Below are 19,121 nucleotides of genomic sequence, written 5' to 3'. Positions count from 1 at the left end.
GAAGAGATGATCCCACTTTCCTGGTATCTCATTTTTGCGGCGGCGTTGTTCAGTGTTGGTTTGTTTGGCGCACTGTCTCGTAGAAATGCCGTTGCGATCCTGCTCGGCATCGAATTGATGTTGAATGCGATCAACGTCAACCTTGTGGCGTTTTGGCGTTACGGTGACGTGATGGTGCTGGCTGGGCAGGTTTTTGCCGTCATCGTGTTTGCGGTTGCCGCGGCGGAAGTTTCCGTGGGCCTGGCTTTGGTTATTTCCGTGTATCGCCGTCGCAATACGGTGGTCGCGGATGAACTCGATATGTTGAAGTGGTAGGGACGTATATGACACATGAATTTGTGACTAATCTGGTTTGGTTCATTCCCTTGCCACCTGTAATTGCCTTTGCGCTGATCGTGTTGTTCACGAATAAGAGCAAGGTCTTGAGCCATACGGTGGCGATCAGCGCGGCTTTCCTTTCGTGGCTGGGAGCCATGATCGTTTTTTGGAATGCGATAAAGGTCGAGCATTTTGCAGAAGAACCTTTCGCAAGCTCCATTAATTGGCTGCCGACAGGTGACACATGGTTGAAGATCGGCGTGTTGATCGATCCGCTCTCTGCGACCGTTTTGTTCTTCGTTGCGTGGACGGTGTTGATGATCTTCCTCTACAGCGTTGGCTATCATAACTTTGGCCAACCTGCGGGCGATCACGATCATGCAGGCCTGCCGCCGCATGGAGCAACCGTAACCGATGACCTCGGCCACAAGCACACTGTGCTTTCAATTGAGCCGATGTACTCGCGTTTCTTTGCATTCATCAGCTTGTTTGCATTCGGCATGTTGACACTCGTGGTTTCCGATAACATCCTGACCCTCTTTGTAGGTTGGGAGATCATGGGCTTGTGCTCGTACCTGCTCATCGGTTTCTGGTATGGAAAAGAATCCGCGCGCAATGCGGCCATCAAAGCCTTCATGACCACCCGTATCGGCGATGTCTTCATGCTGCTGGGTATTGCCTTCCTTTACAGCGTGACCGGCACATTATCCTTCCGTGAGATCTTCACCGAAGAGATTTTGCACACCCTTGCCTCTGTTCCGAGCGGAGTGTTCGGTCTTTCCGCGGCGGGCTTGATCGGCTTGCTGCTCTTCATCGGTACGGTTGGAAAATCGGCACAGTTCCCGCTGCACGTCTGGCTGCCCGACGCGATGGAAGGTCCGACCCCCGTCAGCGCCATGATCCATGCGGCGACGATGGTTTCAGCGGGTGTGTATGCGGTCATCCGCATGTTCCCGATCATCAGCCTCGACGAAAAGACAATGACCGTTGTCGCTTTCATTGGTGCGTTCACCGCACTCTTCGCGGCGACCATCGCCGTGGCGCAGAACGACATCAAGCGCGTCTTGGCTTACTCGACGATTTCACAGCTTGGTTTCATGATCGCAGCGCTCGGTATCCATGCCTACGTTGCGGCTGTCTTCCACCTCGTGACACATGCCTTCTTCAAGGCTTTGCTCTTCCTCGGTTCTGGCTCTGTCATTCACGGCATGGAGCATGGCGTACTTCATACTGGTAACCACAAAGTTGATCCGCAGGATATGTTCAACATGGGCGGCCTTCGCAAGAAGATGCCGATCACATTCTGGACCTTTCTCATCGGCGGCTTTGCCCTCTCAGGGTTCCCGATCGTAACTGCGGGTTTCTGGTCGAAGGATGAAATCCTTGCGGATGCGTTTGGTCACGGCCATACACTTATTTTTGCGACTCTCGCTTTTGCGGCCTTCCTTACCGCTTTCTACACCATGCGTCAGATCACGCTGACCTTCCTCGGTGAACCTCGCACACAGGAAGCCGAACATGCCCATGAGACACCGTGGACCATGACGGCTCCGCTCGTAGTGCTCTCGTTCTTTGCTGTGACCTATGGCTGGGTCGGCATTCCCGAGCATTTCCCACTCCTCGGCGGACTCGTGCCCAACTGGTTCCATGAATTCGTTGGCAGTACGCTGGCGGAACATCCCGAAGCGGTGGAATTCAGTCCTTGGCCATTGATAACATCTCTCGTTGTTGCCCTCGGTGGCTTGGGATTGGGCTGGCTGGTTTATCGCAACGTCAATTCTCCCGCGGAAGACAAGTTGCAATTTAGCCTACTCAAGAACAAATACTACTTCGATGAGATTTACGACGTCATTTTCGTCAAGCCTGCCTACTGGCTCGCGGAAAACGTCATCTACAAGTTCATGGATCAAGGCGTGATTGACGGTATCCTGCACGCTTTTGGTCCCACTACTGGTGGAATTGGTTCGGCCATCCGCAATTACTTTGATGTGCCCTTCATCAACCAATTCATCGGTGACGGTTCCGCTGACGCAACTTACTGGATCGGTAAGAACCTTCGTCCCATTCAAACAGGGCGTATTCAGCAATATCTCATCCTTTCGCTGATACTCCTCTTCGTAGTAGGCGGTTTGGTCTACTACATTCTCACGCTGGCATAGGAGCGCAAGATGGACTTTCTCAATTCTCATCTCCTTAGCCTGATCTTGTTCCTCCCGACCGTTGCGGCAGTACTTATGCTTTTCCTGCCGAGTGAAGAAGCCAAACTTCATCGCTGGTTTGCGTTCGCTGCCAGCCTCGTCCCGTTTGGTCTCACCCTTTATTTATGGAACGTGTTTGATCCCAACAGAACAGGCTTCCAATTTCAGGAACAATATCAATGGTACGAAGCTATCAATTCCACCTTCCATATCGGAGTGGATGGTATCTCCATCACCATGGTTTTGCTCACTACACTTCTTACGCCGCTTGCCATCCTTGCCTCTTTCAACATCAGCGACAAGGTCAAGGCGTATTTCATGCTCTTCCTCTTCCTTGAGACAGGCATGCTCGGCGTCTTCATGGCGCTCGACTTGTTGATCTTCTTTGTCTTTTGGGAGATCGGCCTCGTTCCGATGTACTTCCTCATCAATCAGTGGGGGAGTGCCAATCGGAATTACGCCTCGCTCAAGTTCATGATCTACACCATGGCGGGGTCGCTTGGTCTGCTCCTCGCTGTGCAGATGCTCGGCGTTCTCTTCGGGACCTACGATCTGGTGGCTCTTTACGAGCGTTGGAACTCGCTGGATCCTGGTTCCATTTTGCTTGGTATGCCAGTGCATACCGTCAAGAGCATTGCCTTCTGGGCCTTTGTCATTGCCTTTGCGATCAAAGTTCCCGTCTGGCCTTTCCATACCTGGCTGCCCGATGCGCACACTGAAGCCCCAACCGCTGGCTCGATGATTTTGGCGGGCGTGCTGCTCAAACTCGGCGCATATGGATTTATCCGCCTCGTGCTTCCGTTCTATCCGCTTGAAGCGAAGATATTTGCGGGTGCGCTGGCTTTCCTTGCTGTGGCGGCCATCGTCTTTGGCGCGTTTTCATCCTACGCTCAAACAGATTTCAAACGCCTTGTTGCATATTCCTCTGTCAATCACATGGGGTTTGTAATGCTCGGTATCGCCGCAGCAGGTTTGGCGTCAGGCACGAAAGATGCGCATATCGCCATGAGCGGCGCGGTCTTGCAGATGTTCAATCATGGACTTTCGGCGGCGGGCATGTTCTTCCTCGTCGGTGTCATTTACGAGCGTACGCACACCCGTAATCTCAATGATTTTGGTGGATTGTTCCCGCTTGTGCCAGTATATGGCGGCATCCTGATCTTCACCAGTATGGCCTCGCTTGGCCTGCCCGGACTCAATGGTTTCGTTTCCGAGTTCATGGTGGTTCGAGGCGCGTACCCTGTGTTGACCATCTACACCGCCATTTCCATGCTCGGCCTGCTCTTCACAGGCGCCTACATTCTCAAGGGAATCAAGAGCGTTCTGCACGGCCCCTTGAATGAACACTGGGCGCATGGAGAGCACAAACTGACTGAAATCAATACCCGCGAAATCCTTGTCATGCTTCCGTTGATGGTCCTCATTTTGGTCATCGGCGTCTGGCCTGCCTGGATCCTCGACGTCATCAACAAAGCCGTCATGGCTCTGTTCTAAGAGGTGGATGATGAATTTTCCCATCCTAAGTGTTATTACCTTCCTTCCGATGTTTGCGGCAGCCATCATGCTGATGATGCCCGCAAATCGGAAGAATGAAACGCGTGCGGTAGCGCTTGCTGCTGCGTCGCTCGATCTGTTGCTTTCGGGCTGGCTGTACCTGCAGTACCTGCTTGGCGACATGACAGGCTATCAATTCATTGAACAATACAACTGGCTTCCCGCGCTGGGTATCAATTTGAAATTCGGCGTGGACGGCATGAGCACTCCGCTGGTGCTGCTCACAGGTATTGTAATGTTCACAGGCGTGCTCATCTCCTGGGGTGATGAAGATCCGCATGTCAAAGCTGGCATTCAAGACAGGCCGCGCGAATTCTTTGCCTTCCTCTTCCTGCTCGCAGGCGGTGTGTTCGGCGTATTCGTTTCACTTGACCTGTTCATGCTGTTCTTCTTCTATGAGATCGCCGTGTTCCCGATGTACCTGCTCATCGCCATTTGGGGCTGGGTAAAGACTCGCGAATACGCCGCCATGAAACTGACCTTATACCTGTTCATCGGCTCCGTCGTTGCCCTCGTCGGTGCACTCGCCATGTACTGGACCCAGTATCAGAACACGGGTGTGCTTTCCTTCGATATGATCCAGATGGAGAGTGCGGGATTTTCCGCTACATTCCAATATATCTGGTTCCTACCTGTCTTCCTCGGTTTTGCGGTCTTGGGCGGTATCTGGCCCTTCCACAACTGGTCGCCTGACGGTCACGTTGCGGCGCCGACAGCCGTTTCCATGTTCCACGCAGGTGTGTTGATGAAACTCGGCGCGTTCGCTGCGTTGCGCGTGGGTGTGATGCTCCTGCCTGAAGGCGCGAAGCAATGGGCGTGGCTCCTGATGATTTTTGCAGCCGTTGCGGTGGTTTACGGCGCATTCATCGCCTTCGTCCAAACAGACATGAAATACATGATCGGCTTCTCGTCCGTTTCACATATGGGTCTGGTGGTGCTGGGCGTTTCCACGCTCAACCATGACGGTCTCGTGGGGGCGGGTGTGCAAATGTTCTCCCACGGTGTGATGACGGCTCTCTTCTTTGCTGTTACAGGCATGATCTATGACCGTGCCCATACCCGCATGATCCCCGAACTCGGCGGCATCGCCAAGGTGATGCCTTTTGCCACGATTGGTTTTATCATCGGTGGTTTGGTTTCGATGGGCATGCCTGGTTTCTCTGGTTTCGTCGCGGAATTTCCCATCTTCATGGGCGTGTGGGGACGCCAATGGCTGGTGGCTGTCATCGCCAGCATTTCAATTGTCATTACTGCGGCCTATATCATGATGAACATTCGCAAGGTGTTCTTTAGTGAGATGCCTGAGAATCTTCGCGGTCACATCGGCGATATCACCATCCTGGATAAAGTTGCGATCACAACGCTTTGCCTCTTCATGATCGTTATCGGTATGTTCCCCGCTGTCATGGTTCCCATGGTGGAAAAAGGCGTTGAGAATGTGCTTCGCCTGTTGGGAGGTGCATAATGTTTACTTCAACCGTTTTCGCTTCCATCCTCCCCGAAATTTTGATCCTTGTCCTCGGTATCATCCTGCTCATTGTTGAGCCGTTCTGGAAAACAGAACAGCGCCGCAACGTGGGCTGGCTTACCGCGGGTGGTCTTTTTGTCGCCATGATCGTGAGCTTGCTTATCGGTCAGCCTGGCGAGCCGACAGCCGTCCTCGGCGGCATGATCCGCTTTGACTGGCTGGGTTTCTTCTTCAAGATGCTGTTCATGTTCGCAGGCGCGGCAACAGCCCTCCTGTTGATGGATCATGACAAGGCAGGTCAGCGTGGCGAGGCTTATCTCATGCTGCTCGCCTCCATCATTGGTATGAATTTGATGGCCGTTTCCGCCGATTTGGTCATGCTTTACCTCGCCATTGAAACCGCATCCATTCCGCTCTATATTCTCTCTGGCTTCCTCCTGAGTGACGACCGCTCCACTGAAGCAGGCTTCAAATATTTGTTATTTGGAACACTTGCCTCCACCGTCCTGCTCTATGGATTTAGCCTGATCTTTGGATTTTCCGGCACGACCAACATTTACAAACTCTCTGAAATGCTCGCCGCTGGACAGCTTCCGCTCTATGTTTCCTTTGGCTTGATCGGCCTTCTGGTGGTGGGTCTTGGCTTCAAGATTGCGGCTGTCCCAGTCCACTTCTGGGCCCCCGATGTCTATCAGGGTGCGCCGACTCCTGTGGCGGGTTTCCTTTCCACGGCTTCCAAGGCGGCGGGCTTTGCGGTGATCATCCGCCTGTTCTTCGTGGCGCTCCCCGACATTGCCTCCTCCTGGACGACCATCCTCGCAGTTCTCGCAGCGGTGACGATGACCGCAGGTAATTTGCTGGCTATTTCCCAAACCAATATCAAACGCCTGCTTGCTTATTCTTCGATCGGGCATGCGGGATACGCGTTGATCGGTGTGGTGGCATTTAGTCAGCTTGGCGCGGCGAGTGTGGTCTTCTACCTTGCGGCCTACATCGCGACAAATCTTCTCGCCTTCGGTCTTGTCATGGCTTTTAGCCGAGTTACTGGCTTGGAAGACATCACAGATTACGCTGGTTTGAGCCGCCGCAATCCCTTGATGGGTTTGATGATGCTGGCCGCTTTCCTTTCGCTGGCGGGGATGCCTCCGTTCGGCGGTTTCGTGGCGAAAGTCTTTGTCTTCGCCGCGGGTGTTCAGGCGAATTACACCTGGCTGGTTGTGGTGGGTATTCTCAACTCCATCATCGGCGTGTACTACTACTTGAACGTGTTGAAGTATGTGTATCTCTACCGTATGCCGAACGAGGACGAGGAGAACCACCCCATACCGTTGACTCGTCCATACACCATTGCGCTTGTGGTATTGGTGGTCGGTGTGATTTTGGTCGGTACGGTCTTTGCTCCGTGGTTCAGCTGGTCTGACGCGGCGGCGTTGAATTTGTTCTAGTAATCAGACTGTGGACGATGGCTGAAAGGCCATTGTCCACGGCCTTTTTCGGTGTTGATGATCTTTTCGAAACAGAAGCAGACCAATGGTCCAGACAGGTGCGTTGAAGAGGGGCGACGCAGCTGAATGGCAGGGAGTTGCTCATGCGTTGAAAATGCGCTTCGGGCGGGAAATCCCAATTTGGATTTCTGTTTGACATCCTTTTGACCTGTCAGTTATAATCGTGCGGCATGACACAAACCAAACAGACCAATCGTCAGAACATGGTATACACTTTGCTCGTGGTAATGATCGGGCAGGTGGGTTGTATTACCATAGCTATTATTCTGGCTTCTGTGTTTGGCGGGGTGTGGCTTGATAAAACGTTCGGAACGAAACCGGTGTTTACACTGGTGTTGTTATTTGCTGGAATCCCTCTTTCGGTCTTCCTGATGATGTATGCGGCGCGAAAAACGCTGGCGCGTCTGAGGGAAAAATACGAAGCCGAAGAGAAACAAACTACTGCTTAGGAGGCGGGCTTGGAGACCCAAAAACGTACCCCCTGGCGGCGCTGGATTGTTCTAGTGCTTATGATCGCTGGTTTTATTCTGGGCGGGATTTATGTCCCTGTTCAGCCTGAGATCACGGTTGCCGCCGAAAAATTGATCGAGGAGCCACTGACTGAGAATTTTCTCGGTTTTGCTGGCCCCTTCTATTTGGTAAATACTCTCCCCACTTTGGCAGTGACGATTGTCCTGCTATTGGTGATTGGATTTGCCGCGAACCGTTCACTAAAGAAGAGCCAACAGACTGATCTCGTGCCGACTGGTATTGGTAACGTGATGGAAGCCATTTTGGAAATGTTGTATAACATGACCGAAGGTTCTGCTGGCACGAAGTGGGCGAAGGCGATCTTCCCCTGGTTTGCAACGATCATGATCTATGTGTTGTTTGCGAACCTGCTCAAGTTGATCCCTGGTTTTGAGTCGATCGGTGTGATCCACCACGCTCATGGCGAAGGTCATGCCATTGCTGAGTTGGGCGGTGGTTGGGCGAATATTCTTCCCTGAGAAGGTTGAAGAAGGCGGCTATATTCTGGCTCCGTTCTTCCGCGGTATCTCTGTGGATTTGAATTTCACCCTTTCATTGGCTTTGATCTCGTTCTTCTCCATTCAGGTGATGGGCGTCCGCGCACAGGGACTTGGCTACTTCAGCAAGTTCTTCAACACGAAGCGCATGTTCAAAGTGCCGTTCTTCGGCGCGATGGATTTCCTCGTTGGTTTGTTGGAAATCATCTCTGAATTCGCGAAGATCCTTTCATTCACATTCCGTCTTTTCGGTAATATGTTCGCGGGTGTGGTGTTGGTGGCTGTGGTTGCTTCATTGCTTGGCAAGATCAGTATTTTGCCTTCAATGATCATGATGTTCGAATTGTTCGTGGGTGTCATTCAAGCCTTCGTGTTCGGTATGTTGACCATGGTATTCATGGCAATGGCCACGCAGGGTCATGGCGACGAAGAACACGCTGAACATTAATTTTTTGAAAAATAATTCATAAATAATTAGGATAAACCTAAGGAGGCTTGTAACATGGATGGAAATATTTTAGATGCGATGCGCTATGTGGGCGCAGGTTTGGCTATGATCGGCGCCGCGGGCGCTGGTGTAGGTATCGGTTTGAGCGTGCAGGGCGCCCTCGGCGGCATGGCCCGCAACCCTGATACATACGGTAACTTGTTGACCAACATGATCCTTGGCGTGGCGTTCTCTGAATCAATCGCTATTTACTGTCTGGTCATCGCGTTCCTCATGCTCTTCAAAGTCGTGTAATTCAAGGAGCATAGAAACATGGAAGCTCTTGGTATTAATCTCGGATTGCTCATTGTCCAATTGATTGCGTTCGCAATTGTGTTCCTCACATTGAACGCCTGGGTCTACAAGCCCATGTTGGATATGATGGAATCCCGCAAAACAAAAATCTCACAGGGCCTCGAAGATGCCCGTGTAGCAGCCGAAGCCCGCGCTAACGCGGAAAAAGAAGCTGCCAAGGTTCTCGCTGAAGCACAGGCCGAAGCCGGCAAAGTCGTGCGTGAAGCCACTGACCGAGCTGCCACCGCAGGCAAGGACGTCAAAGCCGCTGCCGAAGCTGAAGCCGCCAAGGCCCGCGAAGCCGCCATGGCCGAAGCCGAAATGGAACGCAATCGCATCCTCGGTGATCTCCGTGGACAGGTTGCCGCCCTCGCCATTGCCGCTGCGAACAAACTCGTCGGCGAAGCTCTGGATGAGAAGAAACAGCACGCGCTTATTGATGAATTCTTCTCCGGCGTGAAAGCTGGCAAAGTGGTTGTCGTCGAAGGTGAATTCAAGGGCGAATCCGCCGAAGTCACCAGCGCTCTGCCGCTCAGCAGCCAGGAACAGGAAACTGTCAAGAAGAGCTTCAGCGCCAAGGAAGTTTCCTTCAAGGTTGATCCCGGCATCCTTGGCGGCTTGGTCGTCAAGATCGGCGACAAAGTCCTCGATGGTTCCGTCGCTGGCAAGCTCGAAGGCCTGCGCCAGACGTTGAAGTAATCGTAACACCTCAGTCGTTTATAAAAAGGGTTTTGGTAAAATTACCAGAACCCTTTTTGTTTTAAACCATCACGAACGGAGATAAACAAAGATCAATGTTATTGAAAAATTTGTTTGTTGATTTTCCTCTTTCCCAGCCTGAACATATTCCTGATGCCGAAATTACCGGCATTGCCATTGATAGCCGCGCTGTGAAGCCTGGTTATCTTTTTGTCGCCATGAAAGGCGGATTCGCCGATGGGCATAACTATATCCAGAAAGCCTTCGAGAATGGTGCATCTGCGGTCGTAGGGGAGTTGGGACGGGTTGTCGCCCCGACCTATCCTTACGTTGGATTGGAAAACCCGCGTCAAGCCCTGACCTGGTTGGCTGCTGCGTTTTACAACTGGCCTGCCCGCAAGCTGACGGTGATCGGCGTAACCGGCACGGATGGCAAAACGACGACGAGCAATCTGCTCCACAAGATATTGGTCGCGGCAGGGATCAAAGCTGGCATGATCTCCACTGTCAATGCCGTGATCGGGGATGAAGTGCTGGATACAGGTTTTCACGTCACCACACCCGATGCGCATGATGTGCAAGCGTATCTTGCAAAGATGGTGGATGCAGGCTTGACTCATGTAGTGCTGGAGACCACATCGCATGGATGGGCGCAGCATCGCGTGGACGCTTCTGAGTTTGATATCGGTGTTGTCACCAATATTACGCATGAGCATATGGATGAACATGGCAGCTACGAAAATTATCGCGCCGCGAAAGCCAGACTTTTTACCAGCCTTGAATGGACACATGCGAAGCCGCTGGGCAACCCGCGGCTGGCTGTCATCAATCGTGATGATGCCAAATCATTTGACTTCTTGAACAAATTCGTCAAAGTAAACAAGATCAATTACGGGCTGGGCGAGGATGCGAATGTCCGTGCTGTGGATATCGAATACGCTCCTTCGGGCATTCACTTTAATGCTGTATCAGAAAGTCTTCGCGTAGGCATTTCGAGCAAATTAGTTGGATCCTATAATGTCTCGAATTGTCTTGCGGCTTTTACTGCGGCTGTCCATGGTTTGGGTATCGAACCCGAGGTTGCCGCGCAGGGAATCGCCTCATTGGATGGAATCCCCGGGCGTATGGAACGCATTGATATGGGACAGAATTTCACTGCCATCGTGGATTTTGCTCACACACCCAATGCGCTCAAAGTTACCTTGGAAGCGGGCAGGACCATGACGAAGAAGCGCGTCATTTCCATTTTTGGGTCTGCTGGGTTGCGCGACAAGGAAAAGCGGCGCATGATGGCAGAGACCTCGGCAGAACTGGCGGACCTCACCATATTGACCGCCGAAGACCCGCGCACCGAATCGCTGGATGGAATCCTCGAAGAGATGGCTGCAGGCGCACGGTCAAAGGGTGGGCGCGAAGGGGAGACATTCTGGCGAATCCCTGACCGGGGCGAGGCGATCAAATTTGCTCTGCAGCTTGCTCAAGAGGGCGATATTGTATTGTCCTGTGGCAAGGGCCATGAACAATCCATGTGCTTTGGAAAAACGGAATATCTGTGGGATGACCGCACTGCCATGCGCGCCGCACTTGCGCAATTCATAGGTGTGGAAGGCCCAAAGATTCCCTACCTGCCTTCACAGGATAAGAGAGAAGAGGATTGGTTGAAGGGATAATTCCTGGAAACTGGTCGGGTATTCATGGATATTTTGACTGCTTGAAAAGGGCCCGGTCGAGACTAACAATGATCAACTATCTTCACCGCGAGCAAATTCTCCCTGCGCCCATTGAAAAAGTCTGGGCTTATTTTTGTGATCCAAAGAACCTGAATGAGATCACCCCACCTGATATGAAATTCGAGATCGTTTCAGGCGGTGACGTGAAAATGTACGAAGGTCAGGTCGTTGAATACCGTGTGGAATTTGTTCGCGGATTGCGTTCGTTGTGGCTGACCGAGATCGCGCATGTCCGCGAGAATGAATATTTCGTGGATGAACAGCGCGTGGGGCCGTATCGTTTTTGGTATCACGAACACAGCTTCGAATCCGTGCCTGCTGGCGTGAAAATGACCGATCATGTCACTTATGCCGCGCCGTTTGGTCTCATTGGAGATGTTGTAAATGCAGTTTGGATACGCCAAAGATTGAATGGCATCTTTGACTTTCGATATCAAAAGATCGTGGAATTGTTTGGGAGTGTGAAATGACAATGCCGTGGATAACCCCAGTCACTTTACAAGGTAAACACGTTCGGCTTGAGCCTTTGAGCGAAGCGCATATAAAAGGACTCGCTGAAATTGGTGTGGGGCAGGATTTTTGGGATTATATGCTTTATGGCCGCATGGAAACCGAAGAAGATATGCGGAATTGGGTGTTGGATATTATGGGGCGCGGTGAAAAAGGGACAGACCTGCCTTTCACGGTCATCCACCTGGGCTCAGGCCGCGTGGCAGGTGCAACCCGTTATCTGAACATCATGCCCAAGGACCGCGGACTTGAAGTGGGCGGCACATGGTATGGCCTTGATTTTCAGCGCACCCCTGTGAATACGGAATGTAAATACCTGTTGCTGACGCATGCCTTCGAGACCTTGAAGTGCATCCGAGTGCAGATCAAAACCGATTCGCGAAATGTCCGCTCGCAGAAAGCCATTGAGCGGATTGGCGCTGTAAAGGAAGGTGTTTTGCGAAATCACATGATCCTGCCCAGCGGACATTACCGTCACTCGGTGTTTTATTCCATCATCGATAGCGAATGGGAACAGGTAAAGAAGAATTTGGAAGCAATGCTGGGTGGATAGTTTCGGAAAATTGATAACAAAAATCCCCGTGAATTTTTATGATTCACGGGGATTTGCATTTTGTATATTGAAAATTCTAGGCGGTTGCAGGACCTGCGTTCATGAATGGGCCAAGTAGATATCGGATGACATCTTCAGCGGAGTAGCTGGTCTTGCCTTCCTTGAGGAACTGCCCAACTGCCACCAGATCATCGCCGGAGGTGATGATGGGCTCTTCTACATAGCCATCCTTGCGGACCTGGGGAAAGCCCGCCGTGGCGGTCAGGTTATTGCACAGACAGGAACGATTGACGGTATCTTCGATGACGCCGCCTTTTTTGACGAAGGCGTCCACGGGTTCGGATGCACAGCGATAGCCTACCGAGCCGTCTTCGCGCTTGTAAAGAATGCGCAGAAAACCGAGATCGCAAATTCGGTTGCGGGCGCCGTATGCATCGGGGTCGGATAATGTGCCTTCGAGCTGTGCCACTTTGAATGGGAAGCCGGTCGGCGAAACCAGCGGACTGGTGAACACCTGTGCCTCTTCGGCCCGCACTTTATCGATCAGGCGTTGTTTCAAGTCGGCGCGCATGCCGGATTCGTTGCACAATGAAAAAGCTGTTCCCACTTGTACGCCTGCCGCGCCAGCTTCCAAAGCGGATTGAACCTGTTTCGGGTTTCCATAGCCGCCAGCGAGCCAGAAGGGCAGGCCGAGGAGTTTCATCTTATCAAGGTCGACCACATCCTTTTCACCGTAGACGGGTTCGCCTTTTTCATTCAAATTGACCGTACCGCGCGGAGGGGCATTGTGCCCGCCTGCCGTGGGGCCTTCGATCACAAATCCGTCCACTTCGCCTTCGCTGCGTTTGATCAATGCCTGGGCCAGAACCACCGACGAAATGATGGGCAGGAACTTGGGGCGCTTGAGTTTGCCGACCAATTTGGCAATGCCGGGGAATACGCTCTCAGGGTCGAAATGGATGCGATGATCGTCATCCTTGTCTGCGCCGTGGACATCGAGGCGGTAGGAGACAGGTTCGTGGTTGGACAATTTGTCGAGGATGCCAGCGATTTGCGTGGGAATGCCAGCGCCCATGAGAACCACGTCTACGCCTGCGAGCATTGCACCGTAGAGGGAGGCCAGGTTTGGCATCTGCACTTTTTCGAGCAGGTTGATTCCAACGATGCCGGAATGGCCTTCCTTGGCGAGGAAGACTTCTACGTAGTTGGCGATTGCAGTGACCTGATCGAGAAATTTTGGCGGTTTGATGGTATAGGCCGCCGGTGTTTTGTAGGGTGTTGTCGCGGATTTTCCGCCGGGCGTGTAGTACCGATCAATGATCTGCTGTACGGGTTCCGGAAGTGAAAAATTTGCCAAAGCACGGCGCACATTTCCGCTGATGTCGCCGTCCATGAGGCGGCTGGCGAGTACGCGGCTGATGCCTGTGCCGGAGACCACTCCCAACTGCCCGAGCTTCGAAACTGTTTTGGCGAGCCTCCAGTCGGAGATGGCGACGCCCATGCCGCCCTGGATCAATTTAGGTAGATTCATGCATTACTCCAGTTCATTAAAATTAAAATCGCAACCAGTATGGGTGGCGGGTAGTGCTAAGTTAATAACCCCTTTTGCCTGCTATCGTTCCTCTTTTCACAGAGGCATTCAGCGAAATTTCTAGCCTTCGGCCTCGTCATCGAATGGGTTGGCGGTGAGGATTTCATCGAATTCCCTTTGCTTTCTCTCCGCCCAGATTGGGTTTGCCTTGTTGAGGAATTCGATATTTTTAGCGAATAGCTGGCGGCGAAAACTTTCGCCCTTGATTCTGTGTTTGAATTCGTATGCCATCGCTCTGCCCCATGCGATGTCGTCAACCAGCCAGTAGAGTAACTCTTCCTTGTCCTCGGTCGTCTTTTGGCTGAGGATGAGTCCGCGCTCGGTGGCGATGTAGTGATAGGCATTGTCACTGACCTCAAGATGAGAGGTGCCGTCATCGCCTCTTGAGGTTTGAATGGTTGCGTGGGCAAGGGCTGGATCAATGCGGCGGCAGTAACCGCGGAATTCCTGCTGAATTTTTTCGATCGATAATTCGGTCATGGTGTTTTCCTTTCGTGCTGTGAATCTTTCAGGAGGCAGAATCAGCTTTAGGCTGGGTGCGAAGCGCTGATCTAGCCAGGGTGATGTTGTTAAGTGCGATCAATCCAAACGTGCTGGTCAGGCCGATGAGCAGACCTCCAATCCAAATGGCCTGTGGGGCGATTCTGTCGTTGATGAACCCGCCGATGAGCGGGGAGAGTGTGCGGGCGAGGCCCCAACCCAGCCAATAAATTGACATGTATCTTCCGCGCAGGTCGGCGGGGGCGGTGTCGGCTACGTATTTGCTGGCGGTTGGCACGACGATCAGTTCGCCGAACGTAAGCAGAACCATGCTGAGCCAGAAGCCCCAGAAGCCTGTCATGAGCGCCACACTGCCGACGCTAAGCGCGTAAATGAGCATGCCTGTTGCGGCAACTGGGAGGGTTCTGTGCCGTCGTGTGATCTGCGTGACCGAAAATTGAACGAAGACACACATGATGGCATTGGTGGTGGGGATCCAGCCATAGAGGGCTTCGGGCAGGCCGAAATTTGTTTTGGCATATACGGGCATGAGGATCCAGACCATGGTGGGCGCGATGAGACCGATTGCCATCAGTGCGACGAAGGCCATGTAGCCTTTATCTCGAAAAACGCGGACGTATCCATCTGCGCCTTTAGGCTGTGGGGCTAAAGAATTAACAGTACCTGCGCTGAGGGTTTTATCGAGCGTCTCGTGCGCGAGGAAGAATAACAGCAAACTGTAGGAGAGGAAGCCCGCAGCGGCTCCGTAGAAGGCGAGGTTGTATGAATTGGATGCGAGGAATCCGCCGATGGCTGGGCCAAGCGCAAAGGCTGAGTTGCTGGCGATGCGGTTAATGGCAAAGGCGTCGGTGCGTTTTTCAGAGGGGATCAGATCTGCCAGCATGGCATCTGCGCCCACCTGATACAGCGGGTTGGACAGGCCGATGAAGATCATCAGTGTAACAAATTGCGGGTAGGTTTCGGCGCGCATGAGAAAAAGATATGCGATTCCGTTCATGGCGAGGCTGAAGACCATCACGGCTTTGCGCCCGACCTTGTCTGCCAGTGTGCCAGCAAGGAACGATGCGAACAGGCCTGTACCCGCGTTGATCGAAATGAGGGTGGCGACGGTGCTGAGCGGCAGATTCAATTTTCCACTCGCATAAATGAGCAGGAACGGCCAGATCATGCTTCCGCCAGCGGTACTGATGACGATGCCTGTGACCATCAACCAGAACTGGCGCGGATATTGATCGTAGAGGAATTTGAATTTGGAATTCATCGGAGCATGAGTCTAACATAGATGGAGGCTCAGCGCTTTGGCCTGTGACTGAAAAAAGCGCGGACTCGAATCCGCGCTTTCTATTTTGCAATATATTTCTCTGCCATTTTGTTGATCGTATTGATGCCGCGCAGGGTCGTTTTTAGCCCAAGTGCCTTTTCGAGCACGACATTGGATATCTTTGATTCACTTTGCTTTTTGCGGCACAGCCAATACAACTCTCGCCCGTGGATGTGAAAGTCGTCAATATCGGTTTTCAATGAAATCAGCTTTTGTTTTGTGACGGCCTCGGGGGTGTCTGCCAGGAAGCCGATATTGAGAGCGGCTGCTGAATCCAGCAGGGATTGCGGGAAGGGTTTGTATGCAGCGATTGCTGTAAATTCGGCGTCCGTTCGGACAAAGGTGGCGACTTCGTAGTCCAAGAGCCTCTTTGAGTGCCTTCTCGATCTTCTTCTCAAGGGATTTGCCGTCTGCTGTTTTTGCTTCAAAGATGACATTTCCGCTGGCGATGAATGTCTCGACGTTGGAAAACCCCAGCGACTCGAATAACTGGCGAAGAACGTCCATTTTGACGGTATGCCCGCCGACATTAATTGCTCGAAGAAATGTGAAGTAACGCGTCATGTATTTTTCCTGTTTGGAGTGGATTACTGACTGACGATCGGTGTTGCGAGGTAATCTTTCATCTTGCGCGTTTCGTAGATTTCGCGCCAGACTTTGTTGATGGTCTCATCTATAACCTGATGATTTAAGCTGTCTTTCCGAATGGCAAGGCCAAAATCAAATGCTCCGGGGTAATAGTCGTATTGCTCCCAAAACTCCTGTGAGTCGATGATTTCCGTTATGATCTTTGTGTAGTCGTAATGTGGGAACCAGATCAGGTCAGGTTTGCGCTTGAGAAATTCGTCGACGGAGAATCCGTTATGGGCGAAGTAGGGATCGTGCAAGCCAACGATGTCAATAATTTGAATGTTTGGTGCTTCCGCACCGACAAATCCATATTCAGATTGGGCGAAGGTTGTGCCCTGTGGCAGAGACTTCGAGATCTTCGCCACAGCGAGTACCATGGGCCAGGTTCCGCGCTCGGGGAGCTCTTTTGCGGCTGGGGTGATGTATTGAGTCGATGGAGAGTAGCGTGTAGCCGAGGAAACCAACATATTTTTGTAGGTGTTACCGGCGATCATTTTCAGGGTGGATTTGGAAAGAAGCGAAACGAATAGCAATATGACTGCGAGGCGAATCAGCTTGTTGCTGGGTGATTCTTCGCTGCTATAGGATGCGAGTTGTCGGTCAAGCATCAGGAAGCTGGCGACGATCAGATAGGGGGCCGCTGGGAAGTAGTATCTGGCCTCAAATCCCATGATCTGGATGACCGTAAAATAATACGCAAATGTCAAAATGACGGGTGCGGTAAAAGCAGCAAAGAGCTTCGCTGTTTTTGTCGTGAACGAAAAGATGATCACGACCAGGAACGGCAGGGCAAAGGTTCCGAACTCAAACAAGTATTCGATTGGATTCCATGTGCCTGTTCCCATGTAGCCTTCGTAATATCCACTCGATTTGGCGTAAAAAGGCAGTGGCAGTGGATCGCGGAAAATTGCGAACTTGATCAATGTGTCGAATGTGAGTATGGCGAACAGCCATCCAAAGAAATGGATGATCCGCTGTTTTTTGTCGTCACCAGCCAGGAGAAGGATAGCCAGTAGTGGAAAAAAGAATACATAAAGGAGATTGTCAGGGCGGGCTAAAAAGGCGAGGTAGCCTGCAGAGACAGTCAACGCGAGGAAGAGTTTGTATTTGCCTCCATTGTAGACCCAACCCAGAGTGGCAAATATCAGGAGCGTATTGCAAAGCAGTGACAGGGTTGTGTCCATTCCGCTTGCCATGTGAAATAAATATACAGGGGCTATGACGAAAAACGCAGTGAGGATCACTGCCACCCATAAAAAGGAGTTCTTTAGAAGTTTTGACTCCGCGTACCAACTGCAAGTGTAGGCGATCATTAAAATCGCAAGCAGGCCAAGCCCTGCAGATAGGAGTGTGAGCAGTCCGCCTGAACTCATGCTTTGGAAAACGGTCCGCGCAACGACGACAAGCGCAAGGTATAGAATGCTTGTCGCGCCATAAGTCTGGACACCGTCGGGATTCCATGCAACTCCGTGGCCGTTCAGGAAATTATCGGCATAACGGATAAACATGTAGGCATCGTCAAATTTGGTCGGTCCAGCGAGTTTAACCAGGCTGATATGGTAAATGATCAGTGCTGAAAGTAGCACAAATAAAAGGGTGTTGCGCCATTTTCCCGAAAATAAAAAATCGGAAAATGTATTTCTTGTTGTGAACACAGCTTAATGCTCCAATTGTTTTTTTTGTAGTCTAAATCGTTGTGTCGAAATTATAGCACTGCTCATTAAAACAAAAGACGAACGAAGGTATCCTCGCTCGTCTTAAGAACATCCTGCCTTGTATGCTATCTTGCCGTTAAATGGATTCCTGCAATCATACAGCGGACAGATCCGCCCGCGAGTTCGATGGTGGGGATATGCAAAGGCAGAAGACGGGCGCTTTTTTCGATGACCGCAATTTGATCTTTTCGTAATGCCGATGCGGCGCGCTGGGAGATTGCCAGGATTCTGCCATCTCTACCCGTCATTTCCAGTGCGTTCCCTGCAAATTCAGAAATTTGATTGCGGTCAAGTTCGATGACTGTGCGGCCGCTGTTTGTCAGGCGGTCTGCGATCTCTTTTTTACGCAGCGGATCAGGGATCATGTCGAGGCAGATCAGCGCGAACTCGGTTGCAATTGTGAGGATCACATTGGTGTGATAAATTGATTCGCCATTGTTGTCGGCGGTGACAAAAGTGAGCGGCTCATAACCGAACGTGGTGCAGAATCTTTCCAAAATAATCGGATCGGCGCGGTTGGATTGGCCCACATAAGCGATGCGTTCGATATGGTCGAAGACCATTGCTCCAGTCCCTTCGAGAAACAGTTTGTCATTTTCAAAGCCTGAGTAATCAATGACTTCTTTTACGCGGTAGGTGGCCTTGAGCATTTCAATGATGTCAGAGCGCCGTTCGCGCCGCCTGCTTGGCGAGTACATCGGGAAGATGGCGATGCGCCCGCCATGATGGGTCGAGAACCAGTTGTTCGGGAAGACCGAATCGGGAGTTTCCCTTTCGCCGTAGTCATCAAACACATGAATGTGTATCCCTTCGGCGGTTAGTTGTTCAACAGCCTGATCGAACTCCCTGGTGGCTTGCGTCGCGATGATTTCTGGTTCGGCATCGGGAATAATGTATTGAAAAGCGTTGTCGGCCACGGTCTCGGGGTTTGAAAGGAAGCGATGCGGGCGGATCATTACGCCCGCAGAGGGAGATTGAATAAGATGAAAGTTCATTTGGACTCCAAAAAATAAAAAACGGGTGAAATTGAATTCTTTCAC

Annotated in this window: 19 protein-coding genes; 13 read left to right on the top strand and 6 right to left on the bottom strand. The window is 51.8% G+C overall.

Annotated elements, in window-relative coordinates; translation table 11 throughout:
• The first annotated feature begins 6 nt into the window (after positions 1-6).
• From nuoK to IPI86_RS05610, 13 genes are all read left to right on the top strand, one after another.
• A complete protein-coding gene (gene nuoK / locus IPI86_RS05670; RefSeq protein ID WP_345297023.1) occupies positions 7-315 on the top strand; it encodes an NADH-quinone oxidoreductase subunit NuoK in 309 nt (102 codons plus the stop codon).
• Between the two features lie 8 nt (positions 316-323).
• A complete protein-coding gene (gene nuoL, locus IPI86_RS05665; RefSeq protein ID WP_345297022.1) occupies positions 324-2,477 on the top strand; it encodes an NADH-quinone oxidoreductase subunit L in 2,154 nt (717 codons plus the stop codon).
• A gap of 9 nt (positions 2,478-2,486) precedes the next feature.
• Positions 2,487-4,010 carry an NADH-quinone oxidoreductase subunit M gene (locus IPI86_RS05660; RefSeq protein ID WP_345297021.1) on the top strand — a complete coding sequence of 508 codons (1,524 nt, stop codon included), beginning with the start codon at positions 2,487-2,489 and terminating at the stop codon, positions 4,008-4,010.
• Between the two features lie 7 nt (positions 4,011-4,017).
• Positions 4,018-5,535 carry an NADH-quinone oxidoreductase subunit M gene (locus IPI86_RS05655; protein ID WP_345297020.1) on the top strand — a complete coding sequence of 506 codons (1,518 nt, stop codon included), beginning with the start codon at positions 4,018-4,020 and terminating at the stop codon, positions 5,533-5,535.
• Entirely contained in the window at positions 5,535-6,983 is a 1,449-nt protein-coding gene (locus IPI86_RS05650; RefSeq protein ID WP_345297019.1) for an NADH-quinone oxidoreductase subunit N, read from the top strand. The genes IPI86_RS05655 and IPI86_RS05650 overlap by 1 nt, the downstream gene beginning before the upstream one ends.
• Before the next feature lie 230 nt (positions 6,984-7,213).
• Complete coding sequence (locus IPI86_RS05645; RefSeq protein WP_345297018.1) at positions 7,214-7,492, top strand: AtpZ/AtpI family protein; 279 nt, start codon at positions 7,214-7,216, stop codon at positions 7,490-7,492.
• Positions 7,493-7,501: 9 nt separating this feature from the next.
• Positions 7,502-8,032, top strand: a complete 531-nt coding sequence (locus IPI86_RS05640; protein WP_345297017.1) for a F0F1 ATP synthase subunit A — start codon at positions 7,502-7,504, stop codon at positions 8,030-8,032.
• On the top strand, positions 7,986-8,498 hold the full coding sequence (locus IPI86_RS05635) for a F0F1 ATP synthase subunit A (protein ID WP_345297016.1): 513 nt from the start codon (positions 7,986-7,988) through the stop codon (positions 8,496-8,498). Before IPI86_RS05640 ends, IPI86_RS05635 begins: the two co-directional genes overlap by 47 nt.
• Positions 8,499-8,552: 54 nt before the next feature.
• Complete coding sequence (atpE, locus tag IPI86_RS05630; RefSeq protein WP_345297015.1) at positions 8,553-8,792, top strand: ATP synthase F0 subunit C; 240 nt, start codon at positions 8,553-8,555, stop codon at positions 8,790-8,792.
• Positions 8,793-8,810: 18 nt separating this feature from the next.
• On the top strand, positions 8,811-9,530 hold the full coding sequence (gene atpF / locus IPI86_RS05625; RefSeq protein ID WP_345297014.1) for a F0F1 ATP synthase subunit B: 720 nt from the start codon (positions 8,811-8,813) through the stop codon (positions 9,528-9,530).
• A gap of 95 nt (positions 9,531-9,625) precedes the next feature.
• Positions 9,626-11,200, top strand: a complete 1,575-nt coding sequence (locus tag IPI86_RS05620) for a UDP-N-acetylmuramoyl-L-alanyl-D-glutamate--2,6-diaminopimelate ligase (RefSeq protein WP_345297013.1) — start codon at positions 9,626-9,628, stop codon at positions 11,198-11,200.
• Positions 11,201-11,268: 68 nt separating this feature from the next.
• Positions 11,269-11,730 (top strand): SRPBCC family protein, encoded by a 462-nt coding sequence (locus IPI86_RS05615; RefSeq protein WP_345297012.1) that lies wholly within the window; start codon positions 11,269-11,271, stop codon positions 11,728-11,730.
• Between the two features lie 2 nt (positions 11,731-11,732).
• The gene (locus IPI86_RS05610; RefSeq protein WP_345297011.1) at positions 11,733-12,323 is read left to right on the top strand and encodes a GNAT family protein; all 591 of its coding nucleotides are present in this window, start codon (positions 11,733-11,735) and stop codon (positions 12,321-12,323) included.
• Positions 12,324-12,399: 76 nt separating this feature from the next.
• On the opposite strand, the gene IPI86_RS05605 is transcribed toward IPI86_RS05610, so the two are convergent.
• From IPI86_RS05605 to IPI86_RS05580, 6 genes are all read right to left on the bottom strand, one after another.
• Positions 12,400-13,854, bottom strand: coding sequence for a nitronate monooxygenase (locus tag IPI86_RS05605; RefSeq protein ID WP_345297010.1), 1,455 nt, complete (start codon positions 13,852-13,854; stop codon positions 12,400-12,402).
• Between the two features lie 120 nt (positions 13,855-13,974).
• Entirely contained in the window at positions 13,975-14,394 is a 420-nt protein-coding gene (locus tag IPI86_RS05600; protein ID WP_345297009.1) for an Imm63 family immunity protein, read from the bottom strand.
• 28 nt (positions 14,395-14,422) lie between these two features.
• The gene (locus tag IPI86_RS05595) at positions 14,423-15,676 is read right to left on the bottom strand and encodes an MFS transporter (protein WP_345297008.1); all 1,254 of its coding nucleotides are present in this window, start codon (positions 15,674-15,676) and stop codon (positions 14,423-14,425) included.
• Positions 15,677-15,756: 80 nt separating this feature from the next.
• The gene (locus tag IPI86_RS05590; RefSeq protein WP_345297007.1) at positions 15,757-16,173 is read right to left on the bottom strand and encodes a DUF1697 domain-containing protein; all 417 of its coding nucleotides are present in this window, start codon (positions 16,171-16,173) and stop codon (positions 15,757-15,759) included.
• A 150-nt stretch (positions 16,174-16,323) separates the two neighbouring features.
• Positions 16,324-18,021 (bottom strand): hypothetical protein, encoded by a 1,698-nt coding sequence (locus IPI86_RS05585; protein ID WP_345297006.1) that lies wholly within the window; start codon positions 18,019-18,021, stop codon positions 16,324-16,326.
• A gap of 125 nt (positions 18,022-18,146) precedes the next feature.
• Positions 18,147-19,076 (bottom strand): arginine deiminase-related protein, encoded by a 930-nt coding sequence (locus IPI86_RS05580; RefSeq protein WP_345297005.1) that lies wholly within the window; start codon positions 19,074-19,076, stop codon positions 18,147-18,149.
• Between the last annotated feature and the right edge of the window lie 45 nt (positions 19,077-19,121).

Origin of the sequence: Candidatus Villigracilis affinis (assembly GCF_016705895.1) — a bacterium.
Taxonomy (GTDB): Bacteria; Chloroflexota; Anaerolineae; order Anaerolineales; family Villigracilaceae; genus Villigracilis; species Villigracilis affinis.
Note: the sequence above shows the minus strand (reverse complement) of the source record. Positions and strands in the feature narration are given on the sequence as shown.